This window comes from Streptomyces roseifaciens (genome assembly GCF_001445655.1).
GTDB lineage: Bacteria > Actinomycetota > Actinomycetes > Streptomycetales > Streptomycetaceae > Streptomyces > Streptomyces aureoversilis.
On sequence record NZ_LNBE01000003.1, the window covers coordinates 24,537 to 47,541 of the forward strand.

A 23,005-nucleotide genomic window follows, 5' to 3' on the forward strand; every position below is an offset into this window, starting at 1 on the left:
TATGAGCCCCGTTCTCTCCGGAGTCCTCCAGCTCACCGCGCTCATCGCGGCGCTGGCGCTGGTCCACCGCCCGCTCGGTGACTACATGGCCCGCGTCTACAGCTCCGAGAAGCACCTGCGCGTGGAGAAGCTGCTCTACCGCACCATCGGCGCCGACCCGGACGCCCAGATGCGCTGGCCCGCGTACCTGCGCGGCGTGCTGGCCTTCTCGGTCGCCGGCGTCCTCTTCCTGTACCTGCTGCAGCGGATCCAGGGCATACTTCCCGACTCCCTGTCGCTGGGCTTCACCGCGATCAGCCCGGACCAGGCGTTCAACACCGCCGCCTCGTTCGTCGCCAACACCAACTGGCAGTCGTACTCGGGCGAGCAGGCCATGGGCCACGCCGTCCAGACGCTCGGCCTCGCCGTGCAGAACTTCGTCTCCGCGGCCGTCGGCATCGCCGTGGCCGTCGCGCTCGTCCGCGGTTTCGCGCGGTCGCGCACCGGCGAGCTCGGCAACTTCTGGGCCGACCTGGTGCGCGGCACCGTGCGCATCCTGCTCCCGATCTCCGTCGTCGGCGCGCTCGTCCTGGTCGCCTGCGGCGCCATCCAGAACTTCGCCGGCATCCACGAGATCGGGCAGCTCACGGGCGGCACCCAGCAGGTCAACGGCGGCGCCGTGGCCTCGCAGGAGGTCATCAAGGAGCTCGGCACCAACGGCGGCGGCTACTTCAACGCCAACTCCGCCCACCCGTTCGAGAACCCCGACGCCTTCTCCAACCTCTTCGAGATCTTCCTGATCCTGCTCATCCCGTTCTCGCTGACCCGCACCTTCGGCAAGCTCGTCGGCAACGTCAAGCAGGGCTACGCGATCCTCGCGGCCATGGGCGTGATCTGGCTCGGCTTCACCGCGCTGATGATGTGGACCGAGTACGCGGGCCACGGCACCGCGCTGCAGGCCGCGGGCGGGGCGATGGAGGGCAAGGAGCAGCGCTTCGGCGTCGGCGCCTCCGCGATCTTCGCGACCACGACGACGCTCACCTCCACCGGTGCGGTGGACTCCTTCCACTCCTCCTTCACGGGCCTGGGCGGCGGCATCACGCTGCTGAGCATGATGCTCGGCGAGATCGCGCCGGGCGGCGTCGGCTCCGGCCTGTACGGCATGCTCGTCATGGCGATCATCGCGGTCTTCATCGCGGGCCTGATGGTCGGCCGCACGCCCGAGTACCTCGGGAAGAAGATCGGCACCCGCGAGATCAAGCTCGCCGCGTGCTACATCCTCATCACCCCGACCCTGGTGCTCGGCTTCACCGCCCTGTCCATGGCGCTGTCCTCGCCGCCCGAGTCGATCCTGAACGTCAAGGGCAACTCGGTGGACGGCAGCGGTGCGCACGGCTTCTCCGAGGTCCTCTACGCGTTCACGTCGGGTGCCAACAACAACGGTTCGGCCTTCGCGGGCCTGAACGCCAACACGCCCTGGTACAACACCACGATCGGCCTCGCCATGCTGCTCGGCCGCTTCCTGCCGATGATCTTCGTGCTGGCGCTGGCCGGCTCGCTCGCCGAGCAGACGCCCGTCCCCGAGACCGCCGGCACCCTGCGCACCGAGAAGCCGCTCTTCGCGGGCCTGCTCGTCGGCGCGATCCTGATCATCACCGGCTTGACCTACTTCCCGGCCCTGGCCCTTGGCCCGATGGCGGAGGGACTTTCATGAGCACGACCACCCCTGTCCGGCCCACGTCCGAGGAACCCCAGGACACCCCGTCCCACGGCTCCCAGGGGCCCGGCCGCGTCTCCGGCGGCCTCTTCGACCCCGCGCAGCTGATGAAGTCGCTGCCGGACGCGTTCCGCAAGCTCGACCCCCGGGTGATGGTCAAGTCCCCGGTGATGTTCGTGGTCCTGATCGGCTCGGTGGTCACCACCGGGCTGGCGGTCAAGGACCCGGGCGACTGGTTCGGCTGGGCGATCACCGTCTGGCTGTGGCTGACGGTCCTGTTCGCCAACCTGGCGGAGGCCGTGGCCGAAGGCCGGGGCAAGGCCCAGGCCGACACCCTGCGCAAGGCCAAGACCGACACGGTGGCCCGGCGGCTGAACGGCGGCACCGAGGAGTCGGTGCCCGGCACCGAGCTGCGCGTGGGCGACCTGGTCGTCTGCGAGGCCGGCGACGTCATCCCGGGCGACGGCGACGTCGTCGAGGGCGTCGCGTCCGTCGACGAGTCGGCCATCACCGGCGAGTCGGCCCCGGTCATCCGCGAGTCCGGCGGCGACCGCTCGGCGGTCACCGGCGGCACCAAGGTCCTCTCCGACCGCATCGTCATCAAGATCACGACGAAGCCCGGCGAGACCTTCATCGACCGGATGATCAATCTGGTCGAGGGCGCGGCCCGGCAGAAGACGCCGAACGAGATCGCGCTGAACATCCTGCTCGCCTCGCTGACGATCGTCTTCCTGCTGGCCGTCATCACGCTCCAGCCGTTCGCGATCTACGCGGGCGCCGAGCAGTCCATGATCATTCTGGCGGCCCTGCTGGTCTGCCTCATCCCGACGACCATCGGCGCGCTGCTGTCCGCAATCGGCATCGCGGGCATGGACCGGCTGGTGCAGCGCAACGTCCTGGCGATGTCCGGGCGCGCGGTGGAGGCCGCGGGCGACGTCTCGACGCTGCTGCTCGACAAGACCGGCACCATCACCTACGGCAACCGCCGGGCGGCCGAGTTCGTGCCCGTCAAGGGCACCACGGCCGCCGAGGTCGCCGACGCCGCCCAGCTCTCCTCGCTCGCCGACGAGACGCCCGAGGGCCGCTCGATCGTCGTCCTCGCCAAGGAGAAGTACGGCCTGCGCGAGCGCCACGAGGGCGAGCTCACCGGCGCCGAGTGGGTGCCCTTCACGGCGCAGACCCGTATGTCGGGCGTCGACGTGGACGGCCGCAAGGTCCGCAAGGGCGCGACCGGTTCGGTCATCGCCTGGGTCGAGGAGCGCGGCGGCCGCGTCGCCGAGGACGCCCGCGAGCTCACCGACCGGATCTCCCAGGCGGGCGGCACGCCGCTGCTGGTGGCCCTCGAAGACGAGAAGGGCGCGCGCGTCCTGGGCGTCATCCACCTCAAGGACGTCGTCAAGGAGGGCATGCGGGAGCGGTTCGAGGAGCTGCGCCGCATGGGCATCAAGACCGTCATGATCACGGGTGACAACCCGCTGACGGCCAAGGCCATCGCGGAGGAGGCCGGCGTCGACGACTTCCTCGCCGAGGCCACGCCCGAGGACAAGATGGCGCTCATCAAGCGCGAGCAGGCCGGCGGCAAGCTCGTGGCGATGACGGGCGACGGCACCAACGACGCCCCCGCGCTCGCGCAGGCGGACGTGGGCGTGGCCATGAACACCGGCACCTCGGCCGCCAAGGAGGCCGGGAACATGGTGGACCTGGACTCCGACCCCACCAAGCTCATCGAGATCGTGGAGATCGGCAAGCAGCTGCTCATCACGCGCGGCGCCCTGACGACCTTCTCGATCGCCAACGACGTCGCCAAGTACTTCGCCATCATCCCGGCGATGTTCGCGGTGGCCTACCCCGGCCTGGACAAGCTCAACATCATGAGCCTGACCTCCCCGGAGTCGGCCATCCTCTCCGCCGTCGTCTTCAACGCGCTGATCATCGTCGCGCTGGTGCCGCTGGCCCTCAAGGGCGTGCGCTACCGGCCGATGAGCGCCGACAGCATGCTGCGGCGCAACCTCGGAATCTACGGACTGGGCGGCCTGGTCGCCCCGTTCATCGGCATCAAGATCATCGACATGCTCATCTCCCTCATCCCTGGCATCGGGTGACGTCACCATGAACACTTCCGTACACAGCACGGCCCGCCTGCTGGGCGCGGGACTCCGGGCCCTGCTCGTCCTCACGGTGGTCTGCGGGGTGATCTACCCGCTGGTCGTCACCGGCATCGCCCAGGCGGCCTTCCACGACAAGGCCAACGGCTCCGAGGTGAAGGCGGGCGGCAGGTCCGTCGGCTCCGAGCAGCTCGGCCAGCGCTACGACCTCGACAAGAAGGACAAGGACGGCAACCCGCTGCCGGACCCGAAGTTCTTCCAGCCGCGCCCGTCGGCGGCCGGCCCGAACGCCGAGAACACGCAGTACAAGCTGATCGTCTCCGGCGCCTCGAACCTCGCCGCCGACAGCAGGATCCTGCTGGACGCCGTCGAGCAGCGCCGCACGGACGTCGCCGCGTTCAACCGCGTCTCCCCGTCGGCGGTGCCGGTGGACGCCCTGACGGCCTCCGCCTCGGGCCTCGACCCGGACATCTCCCCGGCGTACGCGCGGCTGCAGGCCAAGCGGGTCGCCGAGGCCAACGGCCTGCCGGCGGGCAAGGTCGAGAAACTGGTCGAGGACCACGTGGACGGCCGGATCCTCGGCTTCATGGGCGAGGAGCGCGTCAACGTCCTGAAGCTCAACATCGCGCTGCAGGAGCTCGCGAAGAAGTAGGAACGGCAGGAAGGGCTCCAGCGCGGCCCGTCTCCCGGTAGCCCGCCTGGACTTGTGCACCTCACGTGAGCCGTCGGACCCCCACCGGTCCGGCGGCTCACCCGTTCCCCACCACGGCACCGGCCCTTCTCCGGCGCGCGGCGCGCACCACCCGCAGCTGCTCGACCACGGGGCGGCGGGCCGCGACGAGTGGCCGCGCGAGGGGATCGCGCGGTCGGAAGCCGGGGCGTGGGTGGCTCCCGGGTGGCGGGAGCGGTGCGGGGGCGCTCGCTCAATCGTGTGGGCATGGCGCTTCCCGGATCGGCTGACGAGATGGCTGGGCAATCCTGTGGTGCGTGGTCCCTGGTGCAGGGGCCTGTGCCGGAGAAGAACTCCCCTCCGTCGATCCGCCGGGGCCGCCGGCGTTGTCGTGGTGACAGCGGCCGGGCACGCCGTCCGGCCGATACGTGCCAGTGCTACGTGCCTCGCAGGGGGTTCGAGAAGCGTGAGGAAACACCATGAACTCCACCTTCCGCGCCCGCCTTTCCGCCGTCGTGGGTGCCGCGGCGCTGATCGCGGGCGGCGCGCTCATCGCCGCACCCGCCGCCCAGGCCGACGGCCCCTCCTGCGCGGCGTACCTGGCTGCCAGCCCCACCCCCAACCGCGCCAATGACCTCAACAGCCTCGGCTGCCTGGCGGGCGCCTCGGGTGTGCCGCTGGCGGAGCAGCTGTGCAACCTCGTGCAGAACGATGTCGCTCAGGTCCGGGCGGACCGCGCCGCCAACGCCTGCAAGCTCGCCTAGGCATCCGCCCGCAGCCGGCGTGGGTTCCGCGCCCCCCACGCGGGGGCGCGGGCGCTGTCGTGCACGAATGCGCACGGACGGGGCCGGCCCCGTCCGTCTTTCGTGTACGACCCCCCACATCCGTGGGAAATCCGGTGAATGTTCGACCGGTGCAGGGCACTCTGTTGAACGTGGTCACACTGAACCCGCAGCCCCATGTCGCCCCGGCCGCACCGCACATGGTGGTGTGCGGGGACGACGGGCTCGTGCACCGGCTCGCCGCCGAGCTCTCCGGCGTCTACGGCGAGCGCGTCACCGTCGTCCTGCCGCCGGCGCGCGAGGCCCGGCAGCGCCCCGCGCCCGCGCTCGGCCGTGCCGCGGCGCTCTTCGGGCGCGTCACCGGAGTCGTCGGGCGCGCGGGCGCGCCCGACCGGAACGGCACCGCGGCGGGCGGCGGCCTCGTCCGGGTGCTGGAGGCGGCGGAGCCCGGCGAGGAGGCGTTCGCCGAGGCGGGGGTGGCCCACGCCACCGCTCTCGCCCTCGTCTACGACGACGACGAGACCAACGTCCAGGCGGCCCTCCTCGCCCGCCGCCTCAACCCGCGCGTCCGGCTCGTCATCCGCCTCTACAACCGCAGGCTCGGCGAGCACCTGGCGAAGCTCCTCGACCAGGCCGCCCAGGTGGCCGCGGCCGTGGACGGCGCGCTCGTCGCCGACACGGAAGCCGCCACCACCACCGTCCTGTCGGACGCCGACACCGCCGCCCCCGTCCTCGTCACCGCCGCCGTCTCCGGGCACAACAAGGTCATCGAGGCGGGCGGTCTGATGCTGCGGGCCGCCGAGCGGTCCCATGCGGTCGCCGGGCGCGGGCGGGGGCGGGAGCTGTGCACGCTCGCCCTGCTCTCGGCGGCGCCGCCCGGGAGCGCGGAAGTCCTCGACGGCGACGGCCCGTTGCTGCTGCCGGACGACCTGCGGCCGCCGGGCGCCGAGGGGCGCGCCGAGGTCGTCCTGGAGGCGGTGCCCTTCGCCCTGCAGCCCACGCCGGTCCGCCCGACCGTCCGCGGCCTGCCCCTCGGCTCCTTCTTCTCCCGGCGCCTGCGCTGGGCCCTCGGCCTGCTGACCGCCGCCGTCTGCGCGCTGGCCGTGGCGTCCTGGAGCGTCACCAGCGACGACCCGACGCACGCGGTCTACCTCTCGCTGCTCGACCTCTTCGCCATCAACGACCCGGCGATCAGCGAGGGCCACGGCCGGAAGGTCCTCCAGCTGCTCTCCGGCCTCACGGGCCTGTTGCTCCTGCCGCTGCTGGTGGCCGCCGCCCTCGAAGGGCTCGGGACCTTCCGCTCCGCCTCGGCGCTGCGCCGCCCGCGGCGCGGCCTGTCGGGCCACGTGGTGCTGCTGGGCCTCGGCAAGATCGGCACCCGTGTGCTGGCCCGGCTGCGCGAGCTCGGCATCCCCGTCGTGTGCGTGGAGCGCGACCCGCAGGCCCGCGGCGTCGCGCTCGCCCGCTCGCTGCGCGTGCCCACGATCATCGGCGACGTCACCGAGGAGGGCGTGCTGGACGCCGCCAAGGTCGGCCAGAGCGGCACGCTCCTGGCGCTGACCAGCAGCGACATCACCAACCTGGAGGCCGTGCTGTACGCGCGTGCGGTCAACCCCGAGGTGCGGGTGGTCATGCGGCTGTACGACGACCGCTTCGCCAAGGCCGTCTACCGCACCCTGCGCGCCTCCCACCCCCGGGCGTGGACGCGCAGCCGCAGCGTCTCCTTCCTCGTCGCCCCGGCCTTCGCGGGCGCGATGATAGGGCGTCAGATCCTGGGGGCGGTCCCCGTCGAGCGGCAGGTCGTCCTCATCGCGGCGCTGGAGGTCGAGGGCCGCCCCGAGCTGAACGGCCAGCCCGCCGGCGAGGCGTTCGTGCCCGGCGCGTGGCGGGCGCTCGCGGTGACCACCCGGCGCCTGGAGGCCTCCGGCCGGGAGGAGACCCGCCTGATGGAGGACCTCCCCGCCCGTTACGTCCTGGGCGGCCAGGACCGCGTCATCGTCGCGGCCACCCGGCAGGGGCTCGCCGACCTCCTGGGCCGCAGCCCCGTGCCCCGTCCGCGCTGACGCGCGGGGGAGGGGCCGAGGTTCACCCGGGCCGCCGGGCTCCCGGCCTTGCCCGCCGGGCTCCCGGCCCTGCCCACCGGGCCTCCGGCTTTCACCGCCGGAGGCGGCCGCCCGTCACCAGACGTCGCCCGGCCGCCAGTCGCACGCCAGCTCTCCGTCCAGGTCCAGCTTCGCCGTCAGCGGCATGACGTAGATGCAGCCGTCCTCCTCCTCGGTGCGCTGCACGCCCGCCGGGGAGAGCACTGCCGAGGGGCCGCGCCACTGCTGCCAGCCGCGGCCCGCGTAGAGCGGCACGGCCTCGTCCGCCGCGCCCAGCGCTCCCAGCTCGTAGCCGCCGCGGCGCAGCACCTCCTCCAGCGCGTCCATCACGGCCGAGGCCACGCCCTGCCGGCGCCGGTCCCCGCGGACGGCCACGGCCTCCACGTATCCGGCGCGCAGGGCCTGCCCGCGGTGCAGCATGCGGCGCTGCACGAGCGAGCCGTGGCCGATCAGCTCGCCGCCCTCCCACACGAGGGCGTGCATGCCGCCGACCGTGTGGTCCCAGTCCTCGTCGGAGAAGTCCCCCTCGAACGCGTCGTCCACGAGGGCGCGGACCGCGGCGAGTTCCGCGTCGGTCAGCCCGGACGTGTGCGCCGTGCGTACGTCAGTCATGCCGCCATGCTGTCAGCCCGGCTCCCGGCCGGGACCGGGCGGGTCGCGCAAAAGTCACGGGGCAAGGCGTCAGAGCTGCATCAATACCGCGCCCGGTACCCCCGGGTGCCCCATATGTCCAGAACTTTGGCCGTAAGGTCGACCGTACGCGGCAGTGCGAGCACATCAGCACATCCGGCCGGCGCGGACCGCCCGGACACCGCCGCGTGACCTGAAAGACAATGGGGCCATGGGACGCGGCAAGCTTCGGATCTACCTCGGCGCGGCACCGGGCGTCGGCAAGACGTACGCGATGCTCTCGGAGGCCCACCGCCGCGTGGAGCGCGGCACGGACGCCGTGGTCGGCTTCGTCGAGCACCACAACCGGCCGCGCACCGAGGTCATGCTCCACGGGCTGGAGGAGGTGCCCCGCCGGGAGATCACCTACCGCGGGGCCGTCTTCACCGAGATGGACCTCGACGCCGTCCTCGCCCGCCGCCCCGCCGTCGTCCTCGTCGACGAGCTCGCCCACACCAACGTGCCCGGCTCGCGCAACACCAAGCGCTGGCAGGACGTCGAGGAGCTGCTCCAGGCGGGTGTCGACGTCGTCTCCACGGTCAACATCCAGCACCTGGAGTCGCTCGGCGACGTCGTCGAGTCGATCACCGGCGTCCGGCAGCAGGAGACCGTGCCCGACGAGGTCGTGCGCCGCGCCGACCAGATCGAGCTGGTCGACATGTCGCCCCAGGCGCTGCGCCGCCGCATGGCCCACGGGAACATATACAAGCCCGACAAGGTCGACGCGGCCCTCTCCAACTACTTCCGGCCCGGCAACCTGACCGCGCTGCGCGAGCTCGCCCTGCTGTGGACCGCCGACCGCGTCGACGAGTACCTGCGGCAGTACCGCACGGAGCACAGCGTCTCCACCATCTGGCAGGCCCGCGAGCGCATCGTCGTCGGCCTCACCGGCGGCCCCGAGGGCCGCACCCTGATCCGCCGCGCGGCGCGCATGGCCGCCAAGGGCTCCGGCAGCGAGATCCTCGCCGTCTACATCGCCCGCAGCGACGGGCTCACCTCGGCCTCGCCCAAGGAGCTCGCCGTCCAGCGCACCCTGGTCGAGGACCTCGGCGGCACCTTCCACCACGTGATCGGGGACGACGTGCCCGCTTCGCTGCTGGAGTTCGCCCGCGGGGTCAACGCCACCCAGATCGTGCTCGGCTCCAGCCGGCGCAAGAACTGGCAGTACATCTTCGGCCCCGGCGTGGGCCAGACCGTGGCCCGCGACTCGGGGCCCGACCTGGACGTCCACATCGTCACCCACGAGGAGGTCGCCAAGGGCCGCGGCCTGCCCGTGGCGCGCGGCGCCCGCCTCGGCAGGGGCCGCATCGTGGCCGGCTGGCTCGTCGGCCTGGGCGGCCCGGCCCTGCTCAGCCTGCTGCTGACCAACATCGGGCCGCACCTCGGCCTCGCCAACGACATGCTGCTGTTCCTGTGCATGACGGTGGCGGCGGCCCTGCTGGGCGGTCTGCTGCCGTCCCTCGCCTCCGCGGCCTTCGGTTCGCTGCTGCTGAACTACTTCTTCGTCGAGCCCGTCCACCAGTGGACGATCACCGACCCCAAGAACATCGTCGCCATCGCGACCTTCGTCTTCGTCGCGGTCTCCGTGGCGTCCGTGGTGGACGTGGCCGCGCGCCGCACCCACCAGGCGGCCCGGCTGCGCGCCGAGTCCGAGATCCTCTCCTTCCTCGCCGGCAGCGTGCTGCGCGGCGACAACAGCCTGGAGGCCCTGCTGGAGCGGGTCCGGGAGACCTTCGCCATGGAGTCCGTGGCGCTGCTGGAGCGCACCAGCGACGTCGACCCGTGGACCTGCGCGGCCGCCGTCGTGACCAACTCGGGCAAGCCCCTGCTGCGGCCCGAGGACGCCGACGTCGACATGCCCGTGGGCGACAACATGGCGCTGGCCCTCTCCGGGCGGGTCCTGCCCGCCGAGGACCGCCGCGTGCTCGCCGCCTTCGCCGCGCAGGCCGCGGTCGTCCTGGACCGGCAGCGGCTGGTCGGCGAGGCCGAGCGGGCCCGCCGCCTCGACGAGGGCAACCGCATACGCGTCGCGCTGCTCGCCGCCGTCAGCCACGACCTGCGCACCCCGCTCGCCGCGATCAAGGCCGCGGTGACCTCCCTGCGCTCGGACGACGTCGCCTGGTCCGAGGAGGACGAGGCCGAGCTGCTGGCCGGCATCGAGCACGGCGCCGACCGCCTCGACCACCTCGTCGGCAACCTCCTCGACATGTCGCGGCTGCAGACCGGCACCGTCACCCCGCTGATCCGCGAGATCGACCTGGACGAGGTGGTGCCGATGGCCCTGGGCGGCGTCCCCGAGGGCAGCGTCACCCTCGACATCCCCGAGACGCTGCCGATGGTCGCCGTCGACCCCGGCCTGCTGGAGCGCAGCGTCGCCAACGTCGTCGAGAACGCCGTCAAGCACAGCCCCGACGGGACGCCCGTCCTGGTGGCCGCCAGCGCCCTGGGCGACCGCGTGGAGGTGCGGGTGGCCGACCGCGGCCCCGGCGTCCCCGACAGCGCCAAGGACCGCATCTTCGAGCCCTTCCAGCGCTACGGGGACGCGCCGCGCGGCGCCGGCGTGGGCCTCGGCCTGGCCGTCGCCCGGGGCTTCGCCGAGGCCATGGGCGGCACCCTCGCCGCCGAGGACACCCCCGGCGGGGGCATGACCATGGTGCTCACCCTGCGGGCCGCCGACGGCGTCGCCCCCGTCCGCCCGGACCTCCCGGCGCAGGCCACCTCGTGAGCCGTCCCCCGCGCACCGACAGTCCAGCAGTCCCCGATCCCGGGCCCCGCCGGCGGGCCCGCACGAACAGCAGAGGTGGTTACCGATGAACCGGGTGCTCGTGGTGGATGACGAGCCGCAGATCGTCCGCGCTCTCGTGATCAACCTCAAGGCGCGGAAGTACGAGGTCGACGCCGCGCCCGACGGCGCGACGGCCCTCCAGCTCGCCGCCGCCCGCCACCCCGACGTGGTCATCCTCGACCTCGGCCTGCCCGACATGGACGGCGTCGAGGTGATCAAGGGGCTGCGGGGCTGGACCCGGGTGCCGATCCTGGTCCTCTCCGCCCGCCAGACCTCCGACGAGAAGGTCGAGGCCCTGGACGCCGGCGCGGACGACTACGTCACCAAGCCGTTCGGCATGGACGAGCTGCTGGCGCGGCTGCGGGCCGCCGTGCGGCGCGCCGAGCCGACGGGGGCGGCGGCCGCGGGGGACGACGCGATCGTCGAGACCGAGGTCTTCACCGTCGACCTCGCGGCGAAGAAGGTCAACCGCGAGGGCCGCGACGTGCGGCTGACGCCGACCGAGTGGCACCTGCTGGAGGTGCTCGTCCGCAATACGGGCCGTCTCGTCAGCCAGAAGCAGCTGCTCCAGGAGGTCTGGGGCCCGTCCTACGGCACGGAGACGAACTACCTGCGGGTGTACATGGCCCAGCTGCGGCGCAAGCTGGAACGTGACCCTTCGCATCCGAAGCACTTCATCACGGAGCCGGGGATGGGGTACCGCTTCGAGCTGTGACGGCGGTGTCGGCTTGTCGGCCGGGGGTCCGGGGGTTGCCCCCGGGAGATGCAGCATCACGGAGCCGGGGATGGGGTACCGCTTCGAGCTGTGACGGGGGGCTCAAGAAATCTTCTGAGCCCGTCCGGCGATCGAGGACGAAACGGCAGCCCGCTCGCGGGGCAGGAACCCGCCCGGAGGGCTCCCGGTACGCTGGGTTCATGAGTGCCGTACCCCGTTCCGAGAAGCCGACCGGCCGTTTCCGCCGGATGCTCGACCGGCTGTCCACCTCGCAGGAGGAGCTGCACCACGCAGAACTGCAGCAGGACGCGGAGGCCACGGGCTGCACGCGAATATGCGACTGCGACGACCGGCAGATAGTCAAGGTCACCGGCACACTGCGGACGGTAACGCTCCGCCCCCGTGCCGGGGTGCCCGCGCTGGAGGCCGAGCTGTTCGACGGCTCGGCCGCGCTCGACGTCGTGTGGCTCGGCCGCCGTTCCATCGTCGGCATAGAGCCCGGCCGTAAGCTGATCGCCTCCGGCCGGATCTCGATGAGTCGTGGCCGCCGGGTGCTGTTCAATCCCAAGTACGAACTCCGACCGCTCGGACAGGAGTAGCGGGTGACGTCTCTCGACAAGCCGATGACGGACCAGCAGGAGACGGGCGGTGACGGCGCCGACGCATCGGCGGCGACCAAGGCCGCCCTCTTCGAGGCCTTCGGCGGGGTGCGGGGCATGGTCGAGACGACCGTGCCCGGCCTGGTCTTCGTCGCGATCTTCACGGTCAAGCGGGACATCCACACGGCGGCCATCGCCGCGCTGGGTCTGTCCCTGCTGATGGGCATCGCCCGGCTGCTGCGCAAGGACACCGTCAAGCACGCCTTCAGCGGCGTCTTCGGGGTCGCCATCGGCGCGGTCTTCGCGATGATGACCGGCGACGCTAAGAACTTCCACCTGCCCGGCATGCTCTACACCCTGGGCCTGGCCGTGGCGTACATCGTCACGTCCCTGGTGGGCTATCCGCTGCTCGGCCTGATCCTCGGCCCGGTGTTCAAGGAGAACCTCTCCTGGCGCACCCGCAACCCCGGCCGCAAGATCGCCTACACCAAGGCGAGCTGGGCCTGGGGCCTGATCCTGCTGACCAAGTCGGCGATCCTCTTCCCGCTGTACTGGTGGGGCGACGCCACCCAGCTCGGCTGGGTGAAGGTGGCCCTCGGCATCCCGCCGATGCTGCTCTCGGTCTACCTGACCTGGATCTTCCTGGCCAAGGCCCCGCCGCCGATCGACGTGATCGCGGAGATGGAGGCGGCCGAACGCGCCGAAGGCGCGGAGAAGGCGGAGAGCAGCAAAGCCCTGAGCTGATCTCCCCCTCGTACACCTCGTGCACCTCGTACACGAAACGAACGCCGGGCGGGCTCGATTCTCGAGCCCGCCCGGCGTTCGTGTGCGCGTGCGTCAGTCGGTGTCCCGCGTCGCCGACAGCAGGTCCTCGAGCTGCTCCTCGCGCGCCGGGGCCGCGACGAACAGCAGCTCGTCACCGGCCTCCAGGGAGTCCTCCCGGCTGGGGGTGAGCACCCGGTTGCCGCGGATGATCGTGACGAGCGAGGTGTCGTCCGGCCAGGCGACGTCCCCGACGCGGGTGCCGGCCAGCGCCGACTCCGGCGGCAGCGTGAGCTCCACGAGGTTGGCGTCGCCCTGGCTGAACCGCATCAGGCGCACCAGGTCGCCGACGCTCACGGCCTCCTCGACGAGCGCCGACATCAGGCGCGGCGTGGACACGGCCACGTCGACGCCCCAGGACTCGTTGAACAGCCACTCGTTCTTGGGGTTGTTCACCCGGGCCACGACCCGGGGGACCCCGTACTCGGTCTTGGCCAGCAGGGAGACGACCAGGTTGACCTTGTCGTCACCCGTGGCCGCGATGACCACGTTGCAGCGCTGCAGCGCGGCCTCGTCGAGCGAGGTGATCTCGCACGCGTCGGCCAGCAGCCACTCCGCGAGAGGCACCCGCTCGACCGAGATGGCGGTCGGGGCCTTGTCGATGAGCAGGACTTCGTGGCCGTTCTCCAGCAGCTCGCCCGCGATGGAGCGGCCGACGGCACCGGCACCGGCGATGGCGACCCTCATGAGTGCGCCTCCTCGGGGCCGTGCGCGAACGCCGCTTCGACCTGCTCGATCTCGTCGGTGCGCATCATCACATGCACCAGATCGCCTTCCTGCAACACCGTCGAGGACGTCGGCAGCATCGCCTCGCCCAGCCGGGTGAGGAACGCCACCCGCACGCCGGTCTCCTCCTGGAGCTTGCTGATCTTGTGGCCCACCCAGGCCTCCGAGGCGGGCACCTCGGCCAGCTGGACGCCGCCGCTCGGGTCGCGCCACAGCGGCTCCGCGCCGGACGGCAGCAGCCGCCGCAGCATCTGGTCGGCCGTCCACCGCACGGTGGCCACGGTCGGGATGCCGAGCCGCTGGTAGACCTCGGCGCGCCGGGGGTCGTAGATCCGCGCGGCCACGTTCTCGACGCCGAACATCTCGCGGGCCACGCGGGCCGCGATGATGTTGGAGTTGTCACCGCTGCTGACGGCCGCGAACGCGCCCGCCTCCTCGATGCCCGCCTCGCGCAGGGTGTCCTGGTCGAAGCCGACGCCGGTCACGCGGCGGCCGCCGAACCCGGAGCCCAGGCGGCGGAAGGCCGTCGGGTCCTGGTCGATCACGGCCACCGTGTGACCCTGCTGCTCAAGGGTCTGGGCGAGGGCCGAGCCGACCCGCCCGCAGCCCATGATCACAATGTGCACGACGCTTACCCCACGCTCCGGACTACCGCGCTGACCTGCACCAACAACCTGCTCACGTGTTCCTTCCCGGTTTGCTGCCCGCGTGGCCGAATGCTGCCCGCGGTATCGGCGCGGACATCCCCGAGGGGCCGTCCGCGCCGGTGCATGGGACCACCGTATCCGCAACGCCCCGCGCGGCTTCGACCCCGTCCGCCGACTGGCCCCCCGACCCGCCGCCGGGGTGGTGGTCCGGGCACACCTCCCGGGCCCTCCGGGCCTCCCACAGAGCCCCTGGAGAGCCCCGGGTGGTGGTGGGACCACCAAACGAGGGCCCACGGGGGTGCCCTTGACACCTGGGCGCCGGGGGGTGCGCACGCGCACCGTTGACAGTGCCACCAGCAGCCGAGATGGGGGATTCCGATGAGTGGTGTTGCTCTCTATCCGCGGACCGCCCGGCACGAGGCGCCCGCCCCCGCCTGCCCCGGGACCCGGGACGCGGTCCTGGCCGAGCTGTGCTCCGCGCTCTTCGCCTCGCTGCCGCGCAGCGACCAGCGCCGGCGCGGCGAGGCCTACGTGCGCGGCCTGCTCGGGACCCAGGGGCGCAAGTCCATCCGCAACATCGCGGCGCTCATCGGCGGCCAGGCCGCCGAGCAGAGCCTGCACCACTTCATCTCCAGCTCCACCTGGGACTGGGCCCCGGTGCGCCGCGCCCTCGCCCACTACCTGACCCGGGTCGCGCCGCCGCACGCGTGGGTCGTCCGGCCGATGGTCATCCCCAAGGCCGGGGACAACTCCGTGGGCGTCGACCGGCGCTTCTGCCCGGCCGTCGGCCAGGTGCTCAACGCGCAGCAGGCCGTGGGCGTCTGGGCCGCCTCCGCCGAGCACAGCACCCCCGTCAACTGGCGGCTGCACCTCTCCGACGCCTGGCTGCAGGACGGGCTGCGCCGCAGCCAGGCCTGCATCCCCGACTCCGTCCGCCCCGAGACCCTGGGGGAGTGCACGGTGGAGGCGTACGCCGGGATGATGCGCGACTGGGGGCTGCCGCTGCGCCCGCTCGTGCTGGACGCCCGCGACATGGACGCCCCCGCGGCCCTGCTGCGGCTGCGCGCCTCCGGGGTGCCGGCCCTGGTGCGCATCAGCAACTCGCTGCGGCTGACCGTGGCGGACCCGGCCGTGCCCGGCCGCGGTTCCGAGGCGCTGCCGGCCCACCAGATCCTCGGCGCGGCCCGCGACATGCGCCGCCCGGTGATGTGGCGCGACCACGGTCCCTCGCGGGTCGTGCGGACCTCGCTGACCGCGGCCGTCCGCGTGGGCCTGCCCGCGCTGCGCACGGCGGCCGCGCCCGGGCCGGTGCGGCGCAGGGAGTTACTCCTGCTGGGGGTGGGCGAGAACGGCCACCGCTGGCCGGCCGAGCTGTGGCTGACGGACCTCGTCAACGTCCCGCCCGCCGCTCTCGTACGGCTGGGCAAGCTCCTGGACCGGGTCGACCGGGACTTCCGGGAGATCGCCGACGAGGTCGGCGTCCGGGACTTCGCGGGCCGCTCGTTCAGCGGCTGGCACCGGCACGTGACGCTGGCCTCCGCGGCCCACGCCGTCGCCGCGCTCACCGGCGGGCCGGAGGAGCGCCTCCCGCTCGGCTACGTCTCCTGAGCCCCGGGGGTGTCCCCGCCCGGCCCGGGCCCGGCCCGGTCCCGCATCCGCAGGCTGTGCCGCACCCGGAAGACCCGCAGGGCCAGCTGCACCTCCAGGGCGCGCTCGGGCTGCTGCCACTGCGGCCCCAGCAGCTCGCTGATCCGCTCCAGGCGACGGGCCACGGTATTGGGGTGCACATGAAGCTTCTTGGCCGCGTTCGTCGGGCTGCCGCCCGCCTCGAAGTACGTCTCCAGCGTGCGCGTCAGGTCGGTGAACCGTTGCTGGTCGTAGTCGATCACCGGCCCGATGGCCGAGTCGACGAAGCCCTCCACGTCGTGGTTGTCGGAGAGCAGCACCCCGAGGAAGCCCAGCTCGCGCACCGACGCCGAACGGCCGATGACCCCCAGCGAGGTCATCGCGTCCAGGCAGCGCAGCGCCTCCTGGAAGCCGTGGTGGACGGAGGCCGGGCCCGCGACCGGGCCCGCCGAGCTCACCGTCACCGGGTGGCCGAGGAGCGGCGACAGCTCCGCGGAGACGGCGCGGCCCGCGCCGCCCGGGTCCGTGCCAGGCAGCAGCAGCACCGCGCAGCCGTTGTGCATGCTCTTCAGCCCGCTGAGCCGGTGCGCGTAGGAGGACGCCCAGATGGCCATCTTGCCGCGGGCGTCGCCCTCGGGGCGCGCCACGACGACGACGTGCGGCTTGCTCAGGTTGATGCCGAGCCGCCGCGCGTGCTGTTCGAGCTGGTGCGGCGGCCGCTGCGGGCTCGCCAGCAGGTCGGCGAGGAAGTCGTCGCGCACCTGCCCCTCGGCGATCGCCGTCCGGCTGCTCTCCACCAGCAGCTGCACGGCCATGACCTGGGCCACCAGCCGCAGCAGCCGCTCGTCCTGCACCGCGTCGGGGCGGTCGGGGCGCAGCAGCAGGGTGCCGAGGTTGCTTCCGGTGCCCGCGGAGATGGGCACGGCCCACAGGCCGTCGGCGAGGGCCACGGGCTCGCGGGCGGCGTGGGCGTCCATGGCGGCGGGCACCAGCAGCGTCTCGACCGGGGCCGCCTCCCCGTCGTCGTCCGCACCCTCGGCGCCCTCGGCGTCCCCGGCGTCCCCTTCGTCCTTCGCGGCCTCCCGGACCAGCCCCGCCGAGGTGAGGACGGTGCCGTTGGCGGCGCACACCTGGACCGCGGCGCCCAGCTCCGTGGCGGAGGCGCGGGCGAGGGCGTCCAGGTTGCAGTCGCCGAGCACCAGCTGGATCAGCCGGTGCTGGGCGTCGCTCAGCTCCTGGGCGCTGCGCAGCCCGGCCTCGACGCGGGTCGAGTGCTGCTCCAGCTCGGCCACCAGGGCGGTGGTCCGGTCCAGCAGCTCGGCCTTCTCGATGGCCACGCCGGCCAGGTCGCTGAGGGAGCTGAGGAGGGCGATTTCGTCGGTGGTGAAGTGCCGGACCTTGCGCTCGGCCACGTAGAGGGTGCCGAAGGGGCGCGCGCCGCGGCTCAGCGGGACGGCGAGGACGGCCTGCAGCCCCTCGGCCTTGACGACGTAGTCGATCTCGCCGCTGTGCTGGATGCGCTCGTCGGCGAGGTAGTCCGGGGTCCAGAACGGCGAGGGGTTGTCCATGACCGCGGAGCCCAGCCCGCTGCCGCCGGGCAGCCGGAGGCCCACGTTGAGCGCGGTGGTGTGGCCGTCGGCGGCCCGTATGCTCACGTACCGCTCGCCCTCGGCGTACATCCCGATGTACGACATGTCGACGGCGAGGAGCCGCCGGGCCCGCCGGAGGATGACCTTCAGGAGGGTGTCGAGGTCGTGCGGGGTGGCGAGGTCGCGCGCGGTGTCGATGAGCGCGGACATGCCCGCCTCGCGCTGCTGCTGACGCTCCGTCCACGTTCTTATGGACAGGCCGAGTTGGACGGCGTCGCCGAGCCGGTCGAGGAGTCGCGGCTGTGCGCCGGCGCGGCGGATCCGTTCGACGAGGGCTTCGTATTCCTGGGCCGGTGCCCCGGCGGCCAATAGCTCCAGCACGGCGAATATGCCGTCCTCGGACATGCCTTGCGACACGATGCCCCCCGGGTCCGGTGCGCTCTGCCGCACGGATAGAGCCGCGGCACGGTATGCGGGGAAGCTATGCACACGGGCAGTGGTGCGTCAACCACAGCCGATCAAGACGGCGGTGGCGGCCGTCGCAGGCGCGGCGGGGTGCGTCCGGTGGTGTCCGGACCACCGCCGAATCCCGACGGTGTGTTACTGGATCACCTTCCTGTTAAGTGCCCTTATAGGTGAAGGTTGATGAACACCCGGCACGCCGCCGGGAGTTGTCGCCGAATCAGGGGGCTCGGTATGACGGGGGTACGCGACTACAGACTCTCTCTCGAACGCAGCCGTCAAGCGCGTGTGCGGGAGGACCGGCCGGCTGCTTTCACGATGTGCGGCCGCGAGTGGGATCTCTTACCGGAAGTATTTGCTCCGATTTACTCGCCGGCGACGGGAATCGCACTCGACCTGCTCGGCCTCGCCGGGACGTCCGCGGAGAAGGACTCCCCGCGGTTCTCCGGGGCACCGGGTGCCCTGCGCGGATCGCTGCTGGAGATCGGCAGCGGCACCGGCGTCGTCGCCGTCGCCGCCGCCCTGGCGGGCTGCACCCGCGTGGTCGCCGCCGACATCAATCCCGCGGCCGTACTGAACACCTCGATGAACGCGGCCCGGCACGGAGTGTCCGGCAGGGTCCGCGTCCTCCGCAGCGACCTCTTCGACCGGCTGGATCCGGGAGAAAGGTTCGACACGGTCTTCTGGTCCTCCAATTACGTGCTCGCGCCGGCGGAGTACCAGCCCCGGACCATGCACGAGCGGGCCTACGTCGACCCCGGCTATGCGGCGCACGGCCGCTTCCTGGAAGAGGCGCCCGGCCTGCTGGCCCCGGGCGGCACGGTCCTGCTGCACTTCAGCAGCCGGGGGGACGTGCCCGCCCTGCGCCGCATCGCGGACCGGTGCGGCCGCCGGCTGGACGTGGTGCGCCGCACCGTCGTACGGGAAGGCGAACACGAAGTCGAGCACATGCTGCTGGAGGTGACCCCGGCGGCGGATTCCGCCCGCCGCCCGGAAGTCGTCCGATAACGCCGAAACGGGGGATACGTGCGTACGTTATTAGTCGACAACTACGACTCCTTCACCTACAACCTGTTCCACTATCTGGCCGAAGTCAACGGCCGGGAACCCGAAGTCGTCACCAACGACGACCCGTTCTGGAAAACCGGTCGGCTCGCCGAATTCGACAATGTCGTCCTCTCGCCCGGACCCGGCACCCCGGAACGCGAGGCCGACTTCGGAATCTGCGCCGATATCCTGCGCCACGGCACGCTGCCCACACTCGGCGTCTGCCTCGGCCACCAGGGCATCGCCCTGGTGTACGGAGGCGAAGTCGGCCGGGCGCCCGAGCCCCGCCACGGCCGGGTCTCGCCCGTCCACCACGACGGCACCGGCCTCTTCGAGGGACTGCCGTCCCCTTTCGCGGCCGCGCGCTACCACTCGCTGGCCGTCGGCAGGCCGCCCGCGTCCCTGGAGGTGACGGCGCGCACCGCCGACGGCACGGTCATGGGGCTGCGCCACCGTGAGCTCCCGCTGTGGGGGGTGCAGTTCCACCCCGAGTCGATCGGCAGCGCGTACGGGCACCGCATTCTGGACAACTTTCGCCGCATGACGGAGCGCCACCACGGGGTGCGGCGGAGCACAGGGCCCCGCCCCGCGGCCCTCCGCACACCGGAGAAGCCGCCGCCCGGGCGCCGCCTGCGGGTCCTCACCGCGGCCCTGCCGACCCGCTGGGAGGACGAGGTCGTCTTCGACCGCCTCTTCCGCCGGGGCCCGCACGCCTACTGGCTCGACAGCAGCAGGCGCGACGGCCCCACCGGACGCTTCTCCGTCATGGGGGACGCCTCCGGGCCGCTCGCCCGGATCGCCTCCGCGGACGTCCACAGCAGCACGGTCACCGTCCGCGGCCGGCACGGCACCGAGGTGGTGACAGGAGGCTTCCTGGACTGGCTGGCCCGGGACCTGGAAGCGACCCGCACCGCAGAGACCCCCGCCCTGCCCTGCGACTTCGCACTCGGCTGGGTGGGCTACCTCGGCTACGGCCTGAAGGCGGAGTGCGGCGGCGAACCGGGCCACCGGCCCGACGAGCCGGACGCCACCATGGTCTTCACGGACAGGGCCCTCGTCCTGGACCACACGACCGCCACCACCCACCTCCTCGCACTCGCCGAGGACGGCGACGAGACCGCGGCCCGCTCGTGGCTCGACGCCACCGCCCGCAAACTCACGGCCCTCGCCGGACTGCGGCCCTTTCCCGCCGGCCGCCCCGGCGCGCTCGGCGAACTCCGGCTGCGCCACGGCCGCGACGCCTACCTGCAGCTGATCGACGAGTGCCAGGAGCAGATCGCGGCCGGGGAGACCTACGAGGTCTGCCTGACCAACATGGCCGAGGCCACCGGCACCCTGGACCCCTGGGAGGGCTACCGCTTCCTGCGCCGCACCAGCCCCGCCCCGTTCGGCGCGCTCCTGTCCTTCGGCGGCCTCTCGGTCCTCAGCACCTCGCCCGAGCGGTTCCTGCGCATCGACCGGGACGGCCGGGCCGAGTCCAGCCCCATCAAGGGCACCCGCCCGCGGGGCGCGACCCCGCAGGAGGACGCCCTGCTCGCCGCGGACCTGGCGGCCAGCGAGAAGGACCGGGCCGAGAACCTGATGATCGTGGACCTGGTCCGCAACGACCTCGGCCGCTGCGCCGAAGTCGGCTCCGTCGAGGCGAAGGACGTCTTCCGCGTCGAGAGCTACGCCAAGGCCCACCAGCTCGTGAGCACGGTACGGGCCACGCTGCGCCCGGACCGCTCGCCCGTGGACTGCGTCCGGGCGGCCTTCCCGCCGGGTTCGATGACGGGCGCGCCCAAGGTCCGCACCATGCAGATCATCGAACGCCTGGAACAGGGACCGCGCGGCGTGTACGCGGGCGCGATCGGCTACTTCTCGCTCAGCGGCGCGGTCGACCTGAGCGTCGTGATCCGCACGGCCGTGGTCACGGCGGACCGGGTCCGGTACGGGGTGGGCGGCGCGATCATCGCCCTGTCCGACCCGGAGGAGGAGTACGAGGAGACGGCCGTGAAGGCGGCCCCGCTCACCGCAATTACGGGCACGGACTTCCCGGACCGGCACGGGACGAGGGACAGGGTGACGATCTGACGGGACGAAGCGGGCGGGGCGGGCCCACTCACGTGACCACCGGCCAGGGGAAAGCAGCGGAGCCCACCCACCGGCGGCAGGGGACGGGAAGGGTAGGCGTCCGCCCGCCCACTCACGTGACCACCCGCCGGGGGAAGGCAGCGGAGCCCACCCACAGGCGGCAAGGGACAGGAAAGGCCGGCGCCCGCCCACCCACCACCCACCGGGGGACCGGGTGCAGGAGACGGGAGGGGGCGGGGCCGCAGGGGCAGGGGTCCGGGACGCTGACGTGTATTTGCGGGTCCGGCGGGGCAGGGGGCGCCAGGGCGGCGCCGGGCGCGGGCCCGAAAATATACGGTCCCGGACCCCTGCCCCGGAGGCCCCGGCCCCGCACCACCCGCTCACCCGCCCGACCCCCCGCGCAACCGATCCGCCACGGCCCCGCGCAACGCCCCCCACGCACCTCTCACCCGTACCGCACTCTCCGCCTCCAGCGCCCCCGCCACCTCGTCGAACGACACCCCGCCCGCCTCGAACCGCACCACAGCGGCCCGCGCCGCCCCCTCCTGCCCCGTCAGCGTGTCCCCGCGCAGGCGCCCGCGCCGCCCCGCCGCGGCCAGCGTCGTCTCCGGCATCGCGCTGACGGTGCCCCAGGCCACGAGCGACTCCACGTACGGCACGCCGCGCGGCTCCGTCTCCACGGGGGAGCCGACGGACCACATCACCCGCTGCGGGCGGGCCCCCGCCGCGGCCAGGACCCGCCAGCGCGCGCTGCCCAGCCCTTCCTCGTAGCGCCGGTACACGAGCCGGGCGATGGCCAGGGCGGCGGTGCCCCGCGTCCCCTGGACCGCCGCACCGCCCGCACCGCCCGCACCGCCCGCACCGCCCGCACGACCCGCCCGCAGCCGCGCGTCGACCTCGGCGTCGATCCGGGCCACGGGCAGCGAGGCGAGCGAGGGGATCGCGGACAGGTCCAGGCCGGCGGCCCGGGCCCGCTCCAGGCCGGCGAACCACACGTCCACGACCTGCTCGTAGCGGCGCACGGAGAAGATGCCGGTGACGTGCACGCCGATGCCGCGGGCCAGGCACGCTCCGATGGCGGCGAGCCCCTCGTCCGTGGCGGGGATCTTCACCAGTGCATTGGGCCGGCAGGCGGCCCGGTGCAGGGCGGCCGCGGCGTCGGCGAAGGCGCCGGCCGTGACGCGGGTGCCGGCCGCCAGCCATGGGTCCAGGCCCATCGACACGTGCCCGTCGAGCCCCTGCGTGGCGGCGAAAACCGGCCGCAGCTCGTCGCACGCGGCGCGCAGGTCGTAGGCGCACAGCGCCTGCACCGCGGTCGCGGGCGGGACGGACCGGCAGGCCAGATGGGCCAGTTGCTGTCCGTAGGCGGTGCCGTCGGCGACCTCGGCGGCGAGCGCCCCGGGGTCGGACGTGGCCCCCCGCACCTCGCCATCGGCGACGAGCCGGGCCAGGGTGCCGGAGGCGAGGAGCGAGCGGCGCAGGCCGTCGAGCCAGGGGGAGACGCCTTCCGCGAGGAGCTCCCGCAGGACCTCACCACCAGACGTCACCGTGCGCTCTCCCATGGCAGGGTCGCCCCCTCTCCGGATCGGCCGCGGAAACACGTAGGGCAGAGAGCACGACAGTAAGTCCGCTCCGGGGCGCCGCGGGAACAGCTTGTCGGTACTCCGTCAACTTGGCGCGAACGGAGCCTTGACAGCCATCTGATGGATTCGGACCCCATCTGACGGAGTGAACGGGGCGGCATTGGCGGAACAGGGGCCTTCTCGGACGATCGAGAACCGACCGCGTCCGCGGCCGGACGAAGCCCGCACGCCACCGACACCACCGACACCACCGACACCACCCCTGCCACTCGCCCCGGCACCCCAGGGAGCCGCCGCTGACGAACCC

17 protein-coding genes are annotated in these 23,005 nt (G+C 72.8%); 12 read left to right on the forward strand and 5 right to left on the reverse strand.

The features are described 5' to 3' along the window. Position 1: 1 nt before the first annotated feature. The 5 genes from kdpA to AS857_RS06255 all read left to right on the forward strand — a co-directional run bounded on the left by kdpA (position 2) and on the right by AS857_RS06255 (position 7,316). Positions 2 to 1,693, forward strand: coding sequence for a potassium-transporting ATPase subunit KdpA (gene kdpA, locus AS857_RS06235; RefSeq protein ID WP_058042153.1), 1,692 nt, complete (start codon positions 2 to 4; stop codon positions 1,691 to 1,693). Beyond that, the gene (gene kdpB / locus AS857_RS06240; protein ID WP_058042154.1) at positions 1,690 to 3,798 is read left to right on the forward strand and encodes a potassium-transporting ATPase subunit KdpB; all 2,109 of its coding nucleotides are present in this window, start codon (positions 1,690 to 1,692) and stop codon (positions 3,796 to 3,798) included. The genes kdpA and kdpB overlap by 4 nt, the downstream gene beginning before the upstream one ends. A gap of 7 nt (positions 3,799 to 3,805) precedes the next feature. Then, complete coding sequence (kdpC, locus tag AS857_RS06245) at positions 3,806 to 4,453, forward strand: potassium-transporting ATPase subunit KdpC (RefSeq protein ID WP_058042155.1); 648 nt, start codon at positions 3,806 to 3,808, stop codon at positions 4,451 to 4,453. A gap of 497 nt (positions 4,454 to 4,950) precedes the next feature. Continuing rightward, positions 4,951 to 5,235 carry a hypothetical protein gene (locus AS857_RS06250; protein ID WP_058042156.1) on the forward strand — a complete coding sequence of 95 codons (285 nt, stop codon included), beginning with the start codon at positions 4,951 to 4,953 and terminating at the stop codon, positions 5,233 to 5,235. A gap of 170 nt (positions 5,236 to 5,405) precedes the next feature. Beyond that, positions 5,406 to 7,316, forward strand: a complete 1,911-nt coding sequence (locus AS857_RS06255) for an NAD-binding protein (RefSeq protein ID WP_058043942.1) — start codon at positions 5,406 to 5,408, stop codon at positions 7,314 to 7,316. Positions 7,317 to 7,430: 114 nt separating this feature from the next. On the opposite strand, the gene AS857_RS06260 is transcribed toward AS857_RS06255, so the two are convergent. Then, positions 7,431 to 7,967 (reverse strand): GNAT family N-acetyltransferase, encoded by a 537-nt coding sequence (locus tag AS857_RS06260; protein WP_058042157.1) that lies wholly within the window; start codon positions 7,965 to 7,967, stop codon positions 7,431 to 7,433. Between the two features lie 229 nt (positions 7,968 to 8,196). On the opposite strand from AS857_RS06260, the gene AS857_RS06265 reads away from it, so the two are divergent. The 4 genes from AS857_RS06265 (at position 8,197) to AS857_RS06280 (ending at position 12,867) form a co-directional block, all read left to right on the forward strand. After that, positions 8,197 to 10,749: a sensor histidine kinase gene (locus AS857_RS06265; RefSeq protein ID WP_058042158.1), complete on the forward strand. Its 2,553-nt coding sequence runs from the start codon at positions 8,197 to 8,199 to the stop codon at positions 10,747 to 10,749. Positions 10,750 to 10,834: 85 nt separating this feature from the next. Further along, positions 10,835 to 11,524: a response regulator gene (locus AS857_RS06270; protein WP_058042159.1), complete on the forward strand. Its 690-nt coding sequence runs from the start codon at positions 10,835 to 10,837 to the stop codon at positions 11,522 to 11,524. A 200-nt stretch (positions 11,525 to 11,724) separates the two neighbouring features. Beyond that, positions 11,725 to 12,123, forward strand: coding sequence for an OB-fold nucleic acid binding domain-containing protein (locus tag AS857_RS06275; RefSeq protein WP_079110128.1), 399 nt, complete (start codon positions 11,725 to 11,727; stop codon positions 12,121 to 12,123). A 3-nt stretch (positions 12,124 to 12,126) separates the two neighbouring features. Further along, the gene (locus AS857_RS06280; protein ID WP_058042160.1) at positions 12,127 to 12,867 is read left to right on the forward strand and encodes a DUF3159 domain-containing protein; all 741 of its coding nucleotides are present in this window, start codon (positions 12,127 to 12,129) and stop codon (positions 12,865 to 12,867) included. A 93-nt stretch (positions 12,868 to 12,960) separates the two neighbouring features. Here the strand turns inward: AS857_RS06280 and AS857_RS06285 are convergent, their stop codons facing one another. Both AS857_RS06285 and AS857_RS06290 read right to left on the reverse strand, forming a co-directional pair. Beyond that, on the reverse strand, positions 12,961 to 13,632 hold the full coding sequence (locus AS857_RS06285) for a potassium channel family protein (protein WP_058042161.1): 672 nt from the start codon (positions 13,630 to 13,632) through the stop codon (positions 12,961 to 12,963). Continuing rightward, entirely contained in the window at positions 13,629 to 14,297 is a 669-nt protein-coding gene (locus tag AS857_RS06290) for a potassium channel family protein (protein WP_058042162.1), read from the reverse strand. The genes AS857_RS06285 and AS857_RS06290 overlap by 4 nt, the downstream gene beginning before the upstream one ends. A gap of 399 nt (positions 14,298 to 14,696) precedes the next feature. On the opposite strand from AS857_RS06290, the gene AS857_RS06295 reads away from it, so the two are divergent. Continuing rightward, the gene (locus AS857_RS06295; RefSeq protein ID WP_245699628.1) at positions 14,697 to 15,926 is read left to right on the forward strand and encodes an IS701 family transposase; all 1,230 of its coding nucleotides are present in this window, start codon (positions 14,697 to 14,699) and stop codon (positions 15,924 to 15,926) included. On the opposite strand, the gene AS857_RS06300 is transcribed toward AS857_RS06295, so the two are convergent. Beyond that, positions 15,914 to 17,938: a helix-turn-helix domain-containing protein gene (locus AS857_RS06300; protein ID WP_058042163.1), complete on the reverse strand. Its 2,025-nt coding sequence runs from the start codon at positions 17,936 to 17,938 to the stop codon at positions 15,914 to 15,916. The genes AS857_RS06295 and AS857_RS06300 overlap by 13 nt on opposite strands. Positions 17,939 to 18,313: 375 nt before the next feature. On the opposite strand from AS857_RS06300, the gene AS857_RS06305 reads away from it, so the two are divergent. Together AS857_RS06305 and pabB are read left to right on the forward strand one after the other, a co-directional pair. After that, positions 18,314 to 19,003, forward strand: coding sequence for a 50S ribosomal protein L11 methyltransferase (locus AS857_RS06305; RefSeq protein WP_245699629.1), 690 nt, complete (start codon positions 18,314 to 18,316; stop codon positions 19,001 to 19,003). Between the two features lie 18 nt (positions 19,004 to 19,021). Next, entirely contained in the window at positions 19,022 to 21,115 is a 2,094-nt protein-coding gene (gene pabB, locus AS857_RS06310; protein WP_058042165.1) for an aminodeoxychorismate synthase component I, read from the forward strand. Between the two features lie 380 nt (positions 21,116 to 21,495). Here the strand turns inward: pabB and AS857_RS06315 are convergent, their stop codons facing one another. Next, the gene (locus AS857_RS06315) at positions 21,496 to 22,677 is read right to left on the reverse strand and encodes a transaldolase family protein (protein WP_058042166.1); all 1,182 of its coding nucleotides are present in this window, start codon (positions 22,675 to 22,677) and stop codon (positions 21,496 to 21,498) included. Between the last annotated feature and the right edge of the window lie 328 nt (positions 22,678 to 23,005).

Excerpts from the sequence above, each read along its gene's own strand:
- kdpA (WP_058042153.1), top strand. The coding sequence starts at position 2 with ATGAGCCCCGTTCTCTCCGGAGTCCTCCAGCTCACCGCGCTCATCGCG.
- kdpB (WP_058042154.1), top strand. The coding sequence starts at position 1,690 with ATGAGCACGACCACCCCTGTCCGGCCCACGTCCGAGGAACCCCAGGAC.
- kdpC (WP_058042155.1), top strand. The coding sequence starts at position 3,806 with ATGAACACTTCCGTACACAGCACGGCCCGCCTGCTGGGCGCGGGACTC.
- AS857_RS06250 (WP_058042156.1), top strand. The coding sequence starts at position 4,951 with ATGAACTCCACCTTCCGCGCCCGCCTTTCCGCCGTCGTGGGTGCCGCG.
- AS857_RS06260 (WP_058042157.1), bottom strand. The coding sequence starts at position 7,967 with ATGACTGACGTACGCACGGCGCACACGTCCGGGCTGACCGACGCGGAA.
- AS857_RS06265 (WP_058042158.1), top strand. The coding sequence starts at position 8,197 with ATGGGACGCGGCAAGCTTCGGATCTACCTCGGCGCGGCACCGGGCGTC.
- AS857_RS06270 (WP_058042159.1), top strand. The coding sequence starts at position 10,835 with ATGAACCGGGTGCTCGTGGTGGATGACGAGCCGCAGATCGTCCGCGCT.
- AS857_RS06275 (WP_079110128.1), top strand. The coding sequence starts at position 11,725 with ATGAGTGCCGTACCCCGTTCCGAGAAGCCGACCGGCCGTTTCCGCCGG.
- AS857_RS06285 (WP_058042161.1), bottom strand. The coding sequence starts at position 13,632 with ATGAGGGTCGCCATCGCCGGTGCCGGTGCCGTCGGCCGCTCCATCGCG.
- AS857_RS06295 (WP_245699628.1), top strand. The coding sequence starts at position 14,697 with ATGAGTGGTGTTGCTCTCTATCCGCGGACCGCCCGGCACGAGGCGCCC.
- AS857_RS06300 (WP_058042163.1), bottom strand. The coding sequence starts at position 17,938 with ATGTCCGAGGACGGCATATTCGCCGTGCTGGAGCTATTGGCCGCCGGG.
- AS857_RS06305 (WP_245699629.1), top strand. The coding sequence starts at position 18,314 with ATGTGCGGCCGCGAGTGGGATCTCTTACCGGAAGTATTTGCTCCGATT.
- AS857_RS06315 (WP_058042166.1), bottom strand. The coding sequence starts at position 22,677 with ATGGGAGAGCGCACGGTGACGTCTGGTGGTGAGGTCCTGCGGGAGCTC.